General features: G+C 40.6%; 14 protein-coding genes and 1 riboswitch. All 14 genes read left to right on the top strand.

The features are described from left to right. Nucleotides 1–42: 42 nt before the first annotated feature. Nucleotides 43–921 (top strand): bestrophin family protein, encoded by an 879-nt coding sequence (locus tag AC106S_RS21535; protein ID WP_482441845.1) that lies wholly within the window; start codon nt 43–45, stop codon nt 919–921. A gap of 21 nt (nt 922–942) precedes the next feature. Next, nucleotides 943–1,839 carry a cation diffusion facilitator family transporter gene (locus AC106S_RS21530; protein ID WP_482441844.1) on the top strand — a complete coding sequence of 299 codons (897 nt, stop codon included), beginning with the start codon at nt 943–945 and terminating at the stop codon, nt 1,837–1,839. A 12-nt stretch (nt 1,840–1,851) separates the two neighbouring features. Next, nucleotides 1,852–2,271, top strand: coding sequence for a Fur family transcriptional regulator (locus AC106S_RS21525; protein WP_482441843.1), 420 nt, complete (start codon nt 1,852–1,854; stop codon nt 2,269–2,271). A gap of 44 nt (nt 2,272–2,315) precedes the next feature. After that, entirely contained in the window at nt 2,316–4,274 is a 1,959-nt protein-coding gene (locus AC106S_RS21520) for a heavy metal translocating P-type ATPase (RefSeq protein WP_482441841.1), read from the top strand. Nucleotides 4,275–6,109: 1,835 nt separating this feature from the next. Further along, complete coding sequence (locus AC106S_RS21515) at nt 6,110–6,472, top strand: hypothetical protein (protein ID WP_482441840.1); 363 nt, start codon at nt 6,110–6,112, stop codon at nt 6,470–6,472. 173 nt (nt 6,473–6,645) lie between these two features. Beyond that, complete coding sequence (locus AC106S_RS21510; protein WP_482441839.1) at nt 6,646–6,921, top strand: YHS domain-containing protein; 276 nt, start codon at nt 6,646–6,648, stop codon at nt 6,919–6,921. After that, nucleotides 6,908–7,591 (top strand): SCO family protein, encoded by a 684-nt coding sequence (locus AC106S_RS21505; protein ID WP_482441838.1) that lies wholly within the window; start codon nt 6,908–6,910, stop codon nt 7,589–7,591. Before AC106S_RS21510 ends, AC106S_RS21505 begins: the two co-directional genes overlap by 14 nt. Before the next feature lie 116 nt (nt 7,592–7,707). Beyond that, entirely contained in the window at nt 7,708–8,382 is a 675-nt protein-coding gene (locus tag AC106S_RS21500) for a superoxide dismutase (protein ID WP_482441837.1), read from the top strand. A 3-nt stretch (nt 8,383–8,385) separates the two neighbouring features. Next, the gene (locus tag AC106S_RS21495; RefSeq protein WP_482441835.1) at nt 8,386–8,754 is read left to right on the top strand and encodes a hypothetical protein; all 369 of its coding nucleotides are present in this window, start codon (nt 8,386–8,388) and stop codon (nt 8,752–8,754) included. 200 nt (nt 8,755–8,954) lie between these two features. Beyond that, the gene (locus AC106S_RS21490) at nt 8,955–9,782 is read left to right on the top strand and encodes an MbnP family protein (protein ID WP_482441834.1); all 828 of its coding nucleotides are present in this window, start codon (nt 8,955–8,957) and stop codon (nt 9,780–9,782) included. After that, on the top strand, nt 9,766–10,821 hold the full coding sequence (locus AC106S_RS21485; protein ID WP_482441833.1) for a cytochrome-c peroxidase: 1,056 nt from the start codon (nt 9,766–9,768) through the stop codon (nt 10,819–10,821). The genes AC106S_RS21490 and AC106S_RS21485 overlap by 17 nt, the downstream gene beginning before the upstream one ends. A gap of 17 nt (nt 10,822–10,838) precedes the next feature. After that, complete coding sequence (locus tag AC106S_RS21480) at nt 10,839–11,768, top strand: transporter (RefSeq protein WP_482441832.1); 930 nt, start codon at nt 10,839–10,841, stop codon at nt 11,766–11,768. A gap of 163 nt (nt 11,769–11,931) precedes the next feature. Beyond that, a riboswitch (cobalamin riboswitch) is annotated at nt 11,932–12,117 on the top strand. Between the two features lie 109 nt (nt 12,118–12,226). After that, nucleotides 12,227–14,257, top strand: a complete 2,031-nt coding sequence (locus AC106S_RS21475) for a TonB-dependent receptor (protein ID WP_482441831.1) — start codon at nt 12,227–12,229, stop codon at nt 14,255–14,257. Next, entirely contained in the window at nt 14,254–15,387 is a 1,134-nt protein-coding gene (locus AC106S_RS21470) for a YncE family protein (RefSeq protein WP_482441829.1), read from the top strand. Before AC106S_RS21475 ends, AC106S_RS21470 begins: the two co-directional genes overlap by 4 nt. Nucleotides 15,388–15,397 lie beyond the last annotated feature (10 nt).

Here is a 15,397-nt window from a genome sequence, read left to right as displayed (position 1 = left end):
GACAAAAGCAGGAGCAGTAAATTGTAAAAACACCACTCAGTTATGCTTTTAAACAAAAAAATATCCGTCTGGTATTTCATCCGTGAAATAAGATCCCAGATCGTATTCATGGCCATATTTGCTGTGTCAATAGGATTGCTGGATCTGCTGCCGGGGTTTCGGAAGATCTCACTTCCCCTGAATATTCCTGCTTTGCTGGGAACAGCGGTATCTCTGCTGCTGGCATTCCGTACGTCTCAGTCCTATGAAAGATGGTGGGAGGCCAGAACCGTATGGGGAGCAATCGTGAATGATTCCCGGACTTTTATCAGGCTGATAAAACAATTCTCCCCGGAAGATGGAAAGACCGTTAAAGCATTCGCAGAAAGACAGATGATCTGGACCTATGCACTCGGCGAGTCCCTGAGAAAACTTCCTTTTTCAGATAAAGTTGAAAACTATTTGTCGGAACATCAGATAAAAGCAATGAATATTCCCAATGCACTTTTAGACGAACACTCCAGGCAGATCAGAGAAATGGCTTTGTCCGGAGAACTGACAGATTTTCAGCAGATGCAGCTGAACGATATGGTTACAAGGCTTTGCGACAGCATGGGGAAATGCGAAAGACTTAAAAATACGGTCTTCCCTAGAGCATACAGCCTTTTACTCCATACCCTGATCTATGTTTTTGCCGCAGTGCTCCCGTTCGGGCTTGATGATTCCCAGCTTGCCGTAGAGATTGTCATTACTTTTCTGATCCCTTTGGTATTTATTGCCATTGAAAAAACGTCGATTATGATGCAGGACCCTTTTGAAAACAGACCTGTGGATACTCCCGTAACCTCCCTGGCACAGACCATAGAGATCAATATCAGACAGATGATAGGAGAGCAGAATGTTCCGGGAAAAAAAGAAAATCCCTTATATTACGAAATGTAACCCCGCAAAATTTCAGAGAATATGAATGAAACCAAAACACAGATCACTTCACCTGCGGGCAGGCACAAAAAAAACCTGCTGATTGTACTGTGCCTGAGCGGAACCTATATGATTGCTGAGGTTATCGGGGGATTCATCACCCAAAGCCTTGCGCTTCTTGCTGATGCAGCTCACATGCTGACGGATGTTGTAGGATTGCTTCTCGCTTTCATCGCTATAAAAATCGGGGAAAAGAGAGCAGATGCAGGTAAAACATTCGGATATTACCGTACGGAGATATTGGCCGCGGTAATCAATGCTGTGGTGCTTTTGGGAATCTCAGTCTATGTACTGTATGAGGCTTATCAGCGTTTTCAGAATCCACCGGAAGTGCAGAGCGGCTCCATGCTGTTCGTAGCGGGTATAGGACTGGTTGTAAATATCATCGGAATGATGATCCTGAGAAAAGATTCCGAAGGGAGCCTGAATATGAAAGGAGCTTATTTTGAAGTACTTTCAGATATGCTTACTTCCATTGGTGTAATGATTGCAGGTGTTATCATGCTTACAACAGGATGGTATTATGCCGATCCGCTGATTTCTGCGGCAATCGGGCTCCTGATATTTCCAAGAACATGGCGACTGCTGAAAGAAGCTGTCAATGTATTGCTGGAAGGCACACCAAATGACGTAAATATTCATGAATTACGGAAAACCCTTGAAGAAACGGAAGGGGTGAAAAATATTCATGACCTTCATGTATGGTCGCTTACCTCAGGAGTGAATGCCATGAGCGCCCATGTTGTAAGAGATAAAGTAACCGGGCATAATAGCTTACTGAAGAGATTAACAGAGGTGACAACAGAGAATTTTAAAATCAGCCATACCACATTTCAGATAGAAGAAGAAGGATATGAAGAACAGGAAATGCATCTTTAAAATTATTAAGAAATGAGAAAAGACATAGAAACAAAACTTACAGATAAAAATACCAAGCCCACCAGCATGAGGATTCTGGTTTATGATTTTTTAAGCAGCCAGGAAACCGCACTTTCCCTTTCCGAGATTGAATATCATTTTAAAAATGCTGACAGGACTACTATTTACAGAACCTTAAAAACTTTTGAAGAAAAAGGAATCGTTCACAGCATACAGGAAAATACAACTACAAAATACAAGCTCTGCCATGATGATTGTGACGAAAAAACACACAAAGACTGGCATCTGCATTTTTATTGCAAAATATGCAAACAGACCACGTGCAGAGAAGATATTTCATTTCCTGAAAACATACAGACAAATTTCAGGATTGATGAAATAAGGCTGTTTGCCAAAGGGATCTGTGAAAACTGTCTGGAAAGTTTGCAATAGCATTGCATTAGGTTTACCATTAATTTTACATCAAAATATCAGTTATGGAAGAATGTTGCAGTACCAAACCCAAAAAAGAACAGCATACACATGACCATTCGGAAGGAGACGGGCATGATCACTCTCATGATACGGGAGATAAAACCGTTTTTCAGATGTTCCTCCCTGCGGTCATATCGTTCGTACTGTTACTGGCGGGAATAGCGCTGGATAATTATATTAAAACAGAATGGTTTACCGGATGGGTACGCCTGGTATGGTACCTGGCGGCTTATGCACCGGTTGGACTTCCTGTATTGAAAGAAGCCTGGCAAAGTATTCTTCAGGGAGACGTGTTTTCTGAGTTTTTCCTGATGGGAATTGCGACGGTAGGTGCTTTTGTGATCGGGGAATATCCCGAAGGAGTTGCCGTTATGCTTTTTTATTCAGTAGGAGAGGTTTTTCAGGGAATGGCCGTATCCAGAGCAAAAGGAAATATAAAAGCATTGCTGGATCAGCGCCCTGATGAGGTAACGGTCATGGAAAATAATCAGCCGAAGACCATTAAAGCAAAAGAAACCAAAATCGGGGATATTATCCAGCTGAAGCCCGGTGAAAAACTGGCATTAGACGGAGAATTGTTATCCGGTTCAGCTTCATTCAATACCGCAGCCCTGACAGGGGAGAGTAAACCGGATACCAAAAACAAAGGAGAAGCCGTACTGGCCGGAATGATCAATATGAACAGTATTGCTCTGGTAAAAGTAAATACGGCCTATGAAGACAGTAAACTGAGTAAGATTCTCGAGCTGGTGCAGAATGCTACGGCACAGAAAGCTCCCACCGAGCTGTTCATCAGAAAATTTGCAAAAGTATACACGCCAATCGTGGTTTTTCTGGCGATAGGAATCTGTCTGCTGCCTTATTTCTTTGTGGATGATTATCAGTTCAGAGACTGGCTGTACAGGGCGCTGATCTTCCTTGTGATCTCCTGCCCGTGCGCGCTTGTGATCTCTATTCCGTTAGGGTATTTCGGAGGAATCGGTGCCGCCAGCCGGAACGGAATCCTGTTTAAAGGAAGTAATTTCTTAGACAGCATTGCAGAAATTCAGAATGTGGTAATGGATAAAACCGGGACGATGACTGAAGGGGTATTTAAAGTACAGGAAGTCAATATTATCCCTGAATTCAGCAAAGATCAGATTCTGAAAATGGTCAATACTCTGGAAAGTAAAAGTACACATCCGGTAGCTACGGCCATTCATAATTATGCAGGAGAAATTGATAATTCACTTCCATTGGAAAATGTTGAAGAAATAGCAGGTCATGGCCTAAAAGCAACCATAGAAGGAAAAGAACTGCTGGTAGGAAACTTTAAGCTGATGGATAAATTCAGCATCCGTTACGATGTGAATCATACCAATATTGTTTACACCGTTATTGCGATTGCTTACGACAAAAAATTTGCAGGTTATATGACCATTGCCGACACTATAAAAGCTGATGCTAAAGAAACGGTGGACAATCTGCATAAAATGAACGTAAAAGCAACCATGCTGAGCGGTGATAAAAGTACGGTGGTAAAATATGTTGCTGATCAGCTGGGTATAGACAGTGCATTCGGAGATCTGCTGCCGGAAGATAAAGTAAACAAAGTAAAAGAAATCAAAGCTAAAAATCAAACGGTAGCCTTTGTAGGAGATGGTGTGAATGATGCTCCCGTAGTGGCGCTGAGTGATGTGGGAATTGCAATGGGCGGACTGGGAAGTGATGCTACCATTGAAACCGCTGATGTGGTCATTCAGGATGACAAACCCGGCAAAATACCAATGGCCATCAACATCGGAAAGCAAACGAAAAGGATCGTATGGCAGAATATTATCCTGGCCTTTGCCGTAAAAGCGGTTGTTCTGGTTTTAGGAGCCGGAGGTCTGGCGACAATGTGGGAAGCTGTTTTTGCAGATGTGGGAGTAGCACTGCTGGCCATTTTAAATGCGGTGAGAATCCAGAGAATGAAATTTTGATCAGGCAGCGGCAGTTTAAAAGTTGAATGGATGATGATTTCCGTCGATGGACGGCCCCAAACCTGTAAGGTTTAGAAGAAAATTTTCCAACATATAAAAACAGTCTCCGTTATCCTGGTAATGGAGATTGTTTTCTGTTTAGGTCGTAGGGGAATTAATTTTTTAGGCGGGTTTTCCAACGGATTAAAAAGATTTTCTTCCCGCTGATCGGGCAGATTGAGCAGATTTTTTTTAACCGGACGTTAAGAGCAGCGAAGATTTTTAGCAAGATCTTAGAATTATAATCAATTAGGGTAAGAATTAAAGTTGCCGAAGGCCAATCCATCGCTTCATCGAATCAACGGAGTTGATTCTCATCTTTGCACGCTGAAATCAAGAGAATCAAAAATAATCTTTGCGTGAAACAACAAATATGCGCAATAATTTACCCGATTTTCTTCCAACCACAACCCCAAAAATTTATAATTTTTTAAACGGGTTTTCCAACGGATTAAAAAGATTTTCTTCCCGCTGATCGGACAGATTGAGCAGATTTTTTTTGACCGGAGGTTAAAGAGCAGCGAAGATTTTTAGCAAGATCTTAGAATTATAATCAATTAGGGTAAGAATTAAAGCTGCCGAAGGCTAATCCATCGCTTCGGGGAATCAACGGAGTTGATTCTCATCTTTGCACGCTGAAATCAGCAGAATCAAAAATAATCCTTTGCGTGGAACAACAAATATGCGCAATAATTTACCCGATTTTCTTCCAACCACAACCCCAAAAATTTATAATTTTTTAGACGGGTTTTCCAACGGATTAAAAAGATTTTCTTCCCGCTGATCGGGCAGATTGAGCAGATTTTTTTTGACCGGAGGTTAAAGAGCAGCGAAGATTTTTAGCAAGATCTTAGAATTATAATCAATTAGGGTAAGAATTAAAGCTGCCGGAGGCCAATCCATCGCTTCGGGAATCAACGGAGTTGATTCTATCCTTTGCTTCCTCAAGATGAGCAGTATCAAAAATAATCCTTTGCGTGAAACAACAAATATGCGCAATAGTTTACCCGATTTTCTTCCAACCACAACCCCAAAAATTTATAATTTTTTAGACGGGTTTTCCAACGGATTAAAAAGATTTTCTTCCCGCTGATCGGGCAGATTGAGCAGATTTTTGTTGACCGGAGGTTAAAGAGCAGCGAAGATTTTTAGCAAGATCTTAGAATTATAATCAATTAGGGTAAGAATTAAAGCTGCCGGAGGCCAATCCATCGCTTCGGGGAATCAACGGAGTTGATTCTATCCTTTGCTTCCTCAAGATGAGCAGTATCAAAAATAATCCTTTACGTGAAACAACAAATATGCGCAATAATTTACCCGATTTTCTTCCAACCACAACCCCTGAAGTTTATAATTTTTTAGACGGGTTTTCCAACGGATTAAAAAGATTTTCTTCCCGCTGATCGGGCAGATTGAGCAGATTTTTTTTAACCGGACGTTAAAGAGCAGCGAAGATTTTTAGCAAGATCTTAGAATTATAATCAATTAGGGTAAGAATTAAAGCTGCCGAAGGCTAATCCATCGCTTCGGGGAATCAACGGAGTTGATTCTCATCTTTGCACGCTGAAATCAGCAGTATCAAAAATAATCCTTTGCGTGAAACAACAAATATGCGCAATAATTTACCCGATTTTCTTTAGAGGTGGCTTTACCCGCCTAAATAATAAAAATAATCTATTGGCTTTAGCCAAAACCTATATACACAACCATTTTAATCAAAATTAATCAATGACATTCATCAGGAATAAGGCATAAACTAATTTTGAATAGTATATTTGTAGTACAGAACAGAATCGTTGAGGTTTTTTATTTCCATATTCATCATTTTTGCCATTGCAGTACGTCCTGTCCTGCCATTGGTTAACTATGCTGTCAACTATGATTATATTGTAAAGAATCTCTGCGAAAACAAAAGTCTTCCCCAGTCAACCTGTAAGGGGAAGTGCTATGTGGAAAAAGAGCTGGCCAAAACAGAAAAGCAGTCCAATACCTCACAGACGGTAAAAATCGCGGGGCTGGATGCTTTTATTTACAATGATATTGTCTCTTTCAATACCGTTCAGGAAGATTTCATTTCTTCAGGCAAAAGAATTTCAGGCTCTCATCATTTCCAAACATCAGAATATTTTTCCAGAATATTTCATCCTCCGCTGGTTTAAGATTTGTTTAAACTAATTGTTTCGTTGATTTTAATTATCCCGTCTTTATTTTTGAAATAAATGGCTTGTGCTATCGGTATCAGGCTGTTTTCAGTTCAAAAAGATGTTCGGAATTTGTATTTAAAATCAAACAACTTCATTCACTCTATCATTAATTTCAATTTAAGATTAAAATGAAATCAAGAATTATTTTGACGGCCTTGCTGTCAATATCCCTGTTTTCGTGTGCTCAGGAATCTCCTAAAGTAAAACATAAAAAATCGATGGCCACTTCCGGAGAAAACCTGAAAAATGTAAAAGTAGTCAACGCTGAAGACCCTATTTGTCATATGAAAACAGCAGAGTTTTTAAAAGATACTGCTGTGTATAAAAATAAAACGTACGGTTTTTGCAATACCTACTGCAAAGATGAGTTTAAGAAAAATCCTCAGAAATATGTCCAGAAATAAAAAGACAGAAACTAAAGCTAAAACAAAAGTGATTATTCCCGTCGCTGTAATGGCTTTACTTTTTATAGGAATAGGTGTTGGAATGGGGTATTTTAAAAAGAATCTTTATACGGTAATGAAGGTGCCGGATTTTGAACTGACAGATCAGAACAGTAAAAAGATCACCAATAAAGATATGTTGGGAAAAGTTTATCTGGTGGAATTTTTCTTCAGTAAATGTCCTACCATCTGTCCTGTAATGAACCGGAATACGAGAGCCATTGAAGACGAGATCAGCAGCCCGGATTTCGGGATCATATCCATAAGTATTGATCCGGAAAACGATACACCTGAAGCTTTAAAGGAACATGCCCGGAGTGTAGGCGCAAAATCTCCCAACTGGCATTTTCTGACTGGAGACCGGGGGTATATCGGAAAACTGGCAGATCAGTTCAATATTTATGTGGGGGATAAAGAAGATGAAAGCGAAAGCCTGAATCACAGTGGAATGATTGCTCTCGTAGATCAGGAAGGAAATATCAGATGCCGGTACAATAAAGACAATATGCCGATCCTGTATTATTCAGGATTAAACTATGAAGATCCGGAAGGAAAAACCCCTAAACTGAACGGGAAATACCATCCGGACCGTGAAAAACTCATTGAGGATATTAAGAAGCTGCTGAAGTAGTGAGAATAGAAAGAATAGCAGGAAACCTTTGATTAAAAAGACCAATCAAAACTTCCCTCCTCCGGCTTCCCCTCTTAAAAAAAGAAATATTTGTTCAACCATAAAAACAAAACGTTATGAAGATTTTGAAAATAGCGGCTTTAAGCGCAGTATTCGCTGCACAGTTCGCTTTCGCACAGTTTAAGCAGACTCCTTTGCCGTACGCATACAATGCGCTGGAAGGAAATATCGATGCACAGACTATGGAGATCCATTATTCAAAACACGCCGCAGCCTATGTTGCGAATTTGAATAAAGCCATTGCGGGAACTCCGCAGGAAAAACAGACCCTGTTTCAGATCATGTCAGGAGTTTCCAAACTTCCGCCTGCCGTAAGAAACAATGCCGGAGGACACTACAATCACGAACTTTTCTGGACAGTTCTTACCCCTGAGAAAAATACCCAGCCTTCCGCTAAATTACTGAAAGCAATCAATGAAACTTTCGGAAGTATGGACGCTTTTAAAGAAAAAATGAGCAAAGCGGGAGCAGACCGTTTCGGTTCTGGATGGGCATGGCTGTCTGTGGATAAAAACGGGAAATTATTCGTTTCTTCAACCCCTAATCAGGATAACCCTTTAATGGATGTTGTTGAAGAAAAAGGAACTCCGATCCTGGGAATTGATGTTTGGGAACACGCTTATTATCTGAAGTACCAGAATAAAAGAGCGGATTACCTTACCGCGATATGGAACGTGCTGAACTGGAAGGAAGTGAGCAGAAGATACGATGAAGCCGTAAGCAAAAAATAAAACATGAATTTAATTTGCAGCATATTCCTTACCCTTTATATGGCGTTCAGACCTCTGATCCCATTGGCGGAATATGCTGTAAATTATGATTATATCTCAGAAGTATTGTGTATCAATAAAAGCAGACCGGAAGTTCACTGTAACGGAAAGTGTTACCTCAGTAAAGAACTTGCCAAAACAAACGATACCGATCCTTCTCCTTTAAACAAAACCAGGACTTCCGGACAGAAAGTTCTGGACACCTATATTCCTTCTGAGATTACAGAAATTATCATCACTGAAAAAATACCTTTTTTCAATTTCAGCTTCGTCTATGAAGATGACTATTCATTTCTGTTTCTGAAACATATATTCAGGCCACCGGTTTTTTAAGTTTTTATTTATTTTATTCGAAAGACTAACTTCAAAAGTGGCAGGAGTTTTTTATTTGAAAAACTTACTTGCTCTTATTTCATCACTTAAAATAACATAAGTGTTAAAAATATCTTTTGTCTTCTGTCAATCAAAAAACTGAATATTTCCACATATTCAGCACTGTTCTTATTTCAAAAAATTCAACTTAAAAAATCAAAATGAAAATCTGTAAATTTTTATCATTATTCTTTGCGGCCTTTACGCTGGCTGCTTTTACATCATGCCAGAACTGTGATGACGATAATTCCCTGGACTCTTCTGCAGGAAATATCCAGATAAAATTCGAAAACGGCTTTAATAACCTGGGAAATATTGTACTGGATCAAACAGTACAGACTTCAGCTGCCGGGCAGAAGTACAAGTTTTCTACACTGAAATACATCGTCAGCAATATCACTCTGATTGATGAAAACGGAAATGAATTTAAATACAATGAAAACAATCCGGACAAAGGAGCGTTCATCATCGATCAGGCAGATGCCAAAGCGGGGGTTATTTATCTGGATCTGATGGGTATTCCTGAAAACAATTATAAGAAAATAAAATTCGGACTTGGGCTCAGCCAAAAGGCTTATCTCCTGGGACAGGACGGACAGGCAGAATTCTGGAACAGGGCAAAACAGAAAGGAATGTCCTGGTCATGGGCCGCCGGCTATGTTTTTGCTAAACTGGAAGGGAAATACGGTACAGGATCAGCAGATAAAGAATTTATGAACCACACCGGAAATATGGGAAATGTAACGGCTAACAATACCCCTGATCTTTACCGGGAAATTACGTTGAACCTTCCGGTTACCGCGAGAGTGACCGGCCAGATCAAACCCTCCGTTCATATCCTGGCCGATCTTAATCAGTTTCTGAGCGGGACCAAAAACCTTATACTGAATGCGGATAACGATATGGCAATGGGATCAAACCAGCATCTGGTGGATGTTACGGATAACCTGGCAAAAATGTTTAAAGTAGACCATGTTCACAATGATTAATATACTGACAAGACTATTGCTGCTCTTGATTGGCTTTTTAAGTTTTACAGCCTGTTCAGATGAGGTGATGCAGCCATTGGAGAAAGATGAAGCCTACCCTTTACAGTTTCCGTCTTATTTCCCGGAAATGACTTTTGATAAAACTTCCAATCCGGTCACCAAAAACGGAGTGGAGCTTGGCCGTAAATTATTCTACGAAGGAAAGCTCTCCGGGAACAATACCATTTCATGCGGATTCTGCCATATTCAGGAAAATGCTTTTACCCACCACGGACATAATGTAAGTCATGGCGTAGACGACAGAACAGGAATCCGGAATGCGCCGCCTATCCAGAATATGATATTTCTGAAAAGGTATATGTGGGATGGAGTAATTCATAATCTGAATGAACAGCCTATTATTCCCATCACAGATGTGAATGAAATGGACAGTTCGATGCCGGAAGCCATTGCCAAACTGAAAGCAGATCCGAAATATAAAAAGCTTTTTGCAGCGGCCTACGGAGATGAAAATATCACAGGAGAAAGAGTACTGAAAGCCTTGTCTCAGTTTATGGCAAGCCTGATCTCCGCAGATTCAAAATATGACAGATTCAGGCAGGGAAAAGAAAAACTGACTGTGGAAGAATCTCAGGGAATGACCCTTTTTCAGCAGAAATGCGCTTCCTGCCACAGCGGAGAATTATTTACCGATGAGAGTTTCAGGAATACAGGAATGTATTATAATTCGCAGTTTAAAGATCCCGGGCGTTACCGGGTAACCCTTGATCAGAACGACTGGATGAAGTTCCGGGTGCCGGGCCTTAGAAATATAGAATATACTGCACCTTATATGCACGACGGAAGATTCTATACGCTGGAAGCGGTTCTCAATTTCTATTCCGATGGAGTGGAAGACCATCCTAACCTGGATCCGAAACTGAAACAGAACGGGCATACCGGAATTGCGATGAACATTCAGGATAAGCAGTTGATTATCGCTTTTCTGAAAACGCTTTCCGATAAAAACTTTATTTCTAATCCCCAATTTGCAGAATAATGAACAGGAAAAAAATAATGGTAATAATAGGAATGGCTTTATCTGCAGGATTTCATGCTAAAACGGTTAAAGACAGCATGGAGGTATCCGGTGATTTTAGCAGAATATCGCTTGATGACTGTGATGCCTGCGGCTGTGCGGCCGGAAATGGTTCGTCAGGTTTCGAATCATTGCTGAATCCCCAGTTTATCGGCATTAAATATTTTGCCCAGCATTATAAGGCAAAAGAAAATTTGTTTGTGAAAGATCTTACACAGGACCAGTATTTCAATACCCTTCAGCTGTGGGGAAAAATTCCTCTGACGAAAAAACTGAGTGTGTACGCCAGTCTGCCCTTTCATTTTCACGAAAAGAAAACCTGGCAGGGAGACATCCGCATCAATGGAATCGGGGATCTGAATCTGATGGGAATTTATCAGATCATTAATTCGAAAGATAATGCCCATCAGCTGAATGGTGGCCTGGGGATAAAAATTCCTCTGGGAAAATTTGATGAAAAAGGAATTTCCGGGGTTAATCCGAGTTTTCAGCTCGGAACAGGCAGCTGGGACTATCAGGCAGCTTTAAATTATAAATTCCAGAAGAATAAACTGGCAGTGCTTATCAATACGGACTATACAGTGAAAACTGAAAACAAAAAACATTATCGTTTCGGGAATCAATGGAATTATGCAGCAACAGGATTTTACCGGATCACAGGAACTGATAAAACCATATTTTCTGCCAAAGCCGGGCTTCAGGGCGAGGTGTATGATACCAACAGGCAGTACGGAGAAACATTGCCCCGTACATCAGGAAGTGCTTTGTATGGCAAGCTGGGCTTTGAAGCATCTTATAAAAAGTTCAGTCTCGGAAGTGAGATCATGCTGCCTGCTTATACTGAGCTGGCAGGAGGAGATATTGAGGCAAAATCACGTTTCAGTATTTTTCTGAATATCGGAATCTGATGAATAAATGATCCCCGATCAGAAAATACTTTTTTTAATAAACCTTACAAATGCTTTTCTCGTTTGTAAGGTTTTTCTTTTGCAGGGAACATAGCTTGTGAAATGTTTTTATCCTGCTGAGAATCATTTTGTTATTTCAGATTTTGAATATGTCAGGAATTGTTTATCTTTGCCGGAATCTGGTGAGCCGTAAAAAGCGCTTAAAAGGGAATCCGGTGAAAATCCGGGACAGACCCGCTGCTGTAAGCTCCACACCAAAGTTTCTGAAGAATATATCCACTGTTTTTTTAATGGGAAGGATTTCAGAAACGGAGTAAGTCAGAAGACCTGCCAGAAGATGAACGTTTGACGCTTTCGTGGAATAAAGCTTAGGACAACAATGATTCTGTGCAGTGAATGCTGTGCTTTGTCGTTGCTTTCTTATATCCGTTAGCGTCATCATTATTCTGAATGAGCTAATGGTGACAAAACTTACTGCTTCTCTGTTTCAAAAGGGAGCTGTCGCAATTTTTGTGACGGCCTCTCATCTTGTATTCTCACAGTCTAAGGACAGCATCCGGGAGAAAACGATTCTTCCTGTCCGGATTTATAAAAAAGATTTTAAAGAAATTCTTCCCGCACAGATTCTTTCAGGCGAACAGCTGGAAAGGCTGAACAGCCAGTCGGTAGCGGATGCCCTGAGATATTTTTCCGGTGTTCAGATCAAGGATTACGGCGGAATGGGAGGTTTGAAAACTGTTAATATCCGGAGCATGGGAAGCCAGCATGTCGGTGTTTTCTATGACGGCATTCAGCTTGGAAATGCCCAGAACGGAGTGGTGGATCTGGGGAAATTTTCCCTAGATGATATAGAATCAATCTCTTTGTACAACGGTCAGAAAAGTGAGATCTTTCAGCCTGCAAAAGATTTCGGGTCTTCAGGATCTATTTATCTTCAGCCTAAAACTCCTGTATTTAAAGGAAATCAGAAAACCAATGTAACGGTCAGGCTTAAATTTGGGTCCATCAGCCTGTTTAATCCTTCGTTCCGCCTGGAGCAGAAGATTTCAGACCGGGTGGCAGCAAGCTTCAGTTCGGAGTTTGTGCAGAGCAGAGGATTGTACAAGTATAAATACCAAAAGAAAAATGCTGACGGCTCTGTTGCCAATGATACGATTGCCAGAAGATATGATTCCTATATTCAGGCTAAACGTCTTGAAACAGGTTTTAACGGAATTATTAATAACGGGAGCTGGAATGTACGCGGTTACGGATATATTTCAGACCGGGGAATTCCCACTGCTGTCGTGAATAATGATTTCGGGCCTAAAGGACAGCAGATGCTGGATGAAAACTATTTTATTCAGGCCAGTTTCAGAAAAAAGCTGTTTCCGAAGTTTGAAACCCAGGTGAAAGCCAAATTTGCCTACGATTATTCCAGGTTCCTGGATACGGTCAATGTATCAACAACAGCCCTGCGCATTGATAATACCTATATCCAGAGAGAACTTTACTTTTCTTCGTCCAATATCTATTCGATTACCAAAGACTGGGATGTAAGTGCAGGTTTGGACTTCCAGTATAATAACCTGAATGCCAGTCTCAGGGATTTTTCATTTCCTACACGATATACCTCACTGCTGGCTTTTGCCACGACCTATCAGTGGAGAAGGTTTAAATTCCTGGGAAGTGTACTTGGAACGTTTGTCCATGAAAATGTGGAGAAAAATGCAAAATCTCCCGATAAAACAGAATGGACCCCCTCTGCATTTCTGAGCTATCAGCCCTCTGATTCAAAAGATTTTACCATAAGAGCCTTTTATAAAAGGATTTTCAGGATGCCAACTTTCAATGATCTGTATTACACCATGATCGGAAATGTGATGCTGAAACCTGAATTTACCAATCAGTATGACGTGGGTTTTACCTACCATAAACTTTATGATCATGAATTTTTTAAAGGAATTTATGTGAAAGCGGACGGATATTATAATGAAGTGGAAAATAAAATCATCGCAGTTCCTACCACCAATCTGTTCCGGTGGATGATGACGAATCTCGGAGAAGTAAGGATTGTGGGAGCAGATGTCAATGTTCAGGCTGAATTTGATATCAATAAGGTGAAACTGAAACCTCTGGTAAGCTATACCTATCAGAGAGCAGGAGATTATACCGATAAAAAAGAAGATTATTACGGAGACCAGATCTCTTATGTGCCCTGGCATGCCCTGACTTTTACCATGATGGCGGATTATAAAGACTGGAGTTTCAATTACAGTTTCATGTATACCGGAGAACGTTATGATGCACAGCTGAATAACATCCGTGCCAATTATCTTCAGCCGTGGTATACCCATGATTTATCGGTTCAGAAAAAATTCAACTGGCATGCCCATCAGATCAAAGCCGGTTTTGAGGTCAATAACGTCCTCAATCAATATTATGACGTGGTAAGGAATTATCCGATGCCCGGAAGAAATTTTAAACTCATTGTAAGCTTTACATTATGAAAAAACTAAACTTTTACCTTCTGGCTCTTGCCTTTCTCTGTCTGTTCTCATGCCGGACGGACGATTACGTTGTTCCCTCGGAAAAAGAAGAGGTAAGCACCGGAGAAGATACAGCCATCAAAGGTTTTTACCTTCTGAATGAAGGAAATATGGGAAGTAACAAATGTACCCTTGATTACTTCGATTATGCTACGGGAACCTATCACCGGAATATCTACGGAGAGATCAATCCGAATGTGGTGAAAGAACTCGGGGATGTAGGAAATGACATCATGATCTACGGAAGTAAAATGTATGTAGTGGTGAATGTTTCCAATAAAATTGAAGTGCTGGATGCCAAATCAGCGAAACGTATCAAGACCATACAGCTTCAGAACTGCCGGTATATGAAGTTTAAGGGAGGAAAGGTGTATGCCAGCAGCTATGCAGGTCCTGTTGAATTAAATCCCAATTCGCCACCCGGAAAAGTAGTGGAAATTGATACAACTTCACTGGCTATTGAAAGACAGGTGGTGGTAGGTTATCAGCCCGAAGAAATGGAGATTATCGGAGATAAGCTTTATGTAGCCAATTCCGGAGGTTATATGTTCCCGAATTATGACAGAACAGTTTCTGTGATTGATCTTAACAGTTTTACAGAGACCAAAAAAATTGATGTGGCCATTAATCTTCACCGCATCAGAAAAGATAATTACGGAGATCTCTACGTAAGTTCCAGAGGAGATTATTACAATATCCCGTCCAGTCTGTTTCTTGTGGATGCAGCTACCGGAGCTGTAAAAAAAGACTTTCATGTCGCGGTAAGCGGAATGACAATCGTGAATGACAAACTCTATTACTATGGCAATGAGTTTAATTATAATACCCACAGCTATGTTAAAACTTTCGGAATTATCGATGTGAAAACAGAGCAGGTAATCGCCAATAAGATCATTGACCAGCAGTACGCCGACGAAATCAAAGCACCGTACGGAATTGCGGTAAATCCTTATACAGAAGATATCTACCTTACCGATGCCCGGAATTATGTAACCACCGGGTACGTCTACTGTTTCGACAAAACCGGAAAATTCAAATGGAAAACCGAAGGCGGAAATATCCCTGCCCATTTTGCTTTTCTGTACAGATAATTAAATGAAA

The organism is Chryseobacterium sp. FR054, from assembly GCF_056844565.1.
Note: the sequence above shows the minus strand (reverse complement) of the source record. Positions and strands in the feature narration are given on the sequence as shown.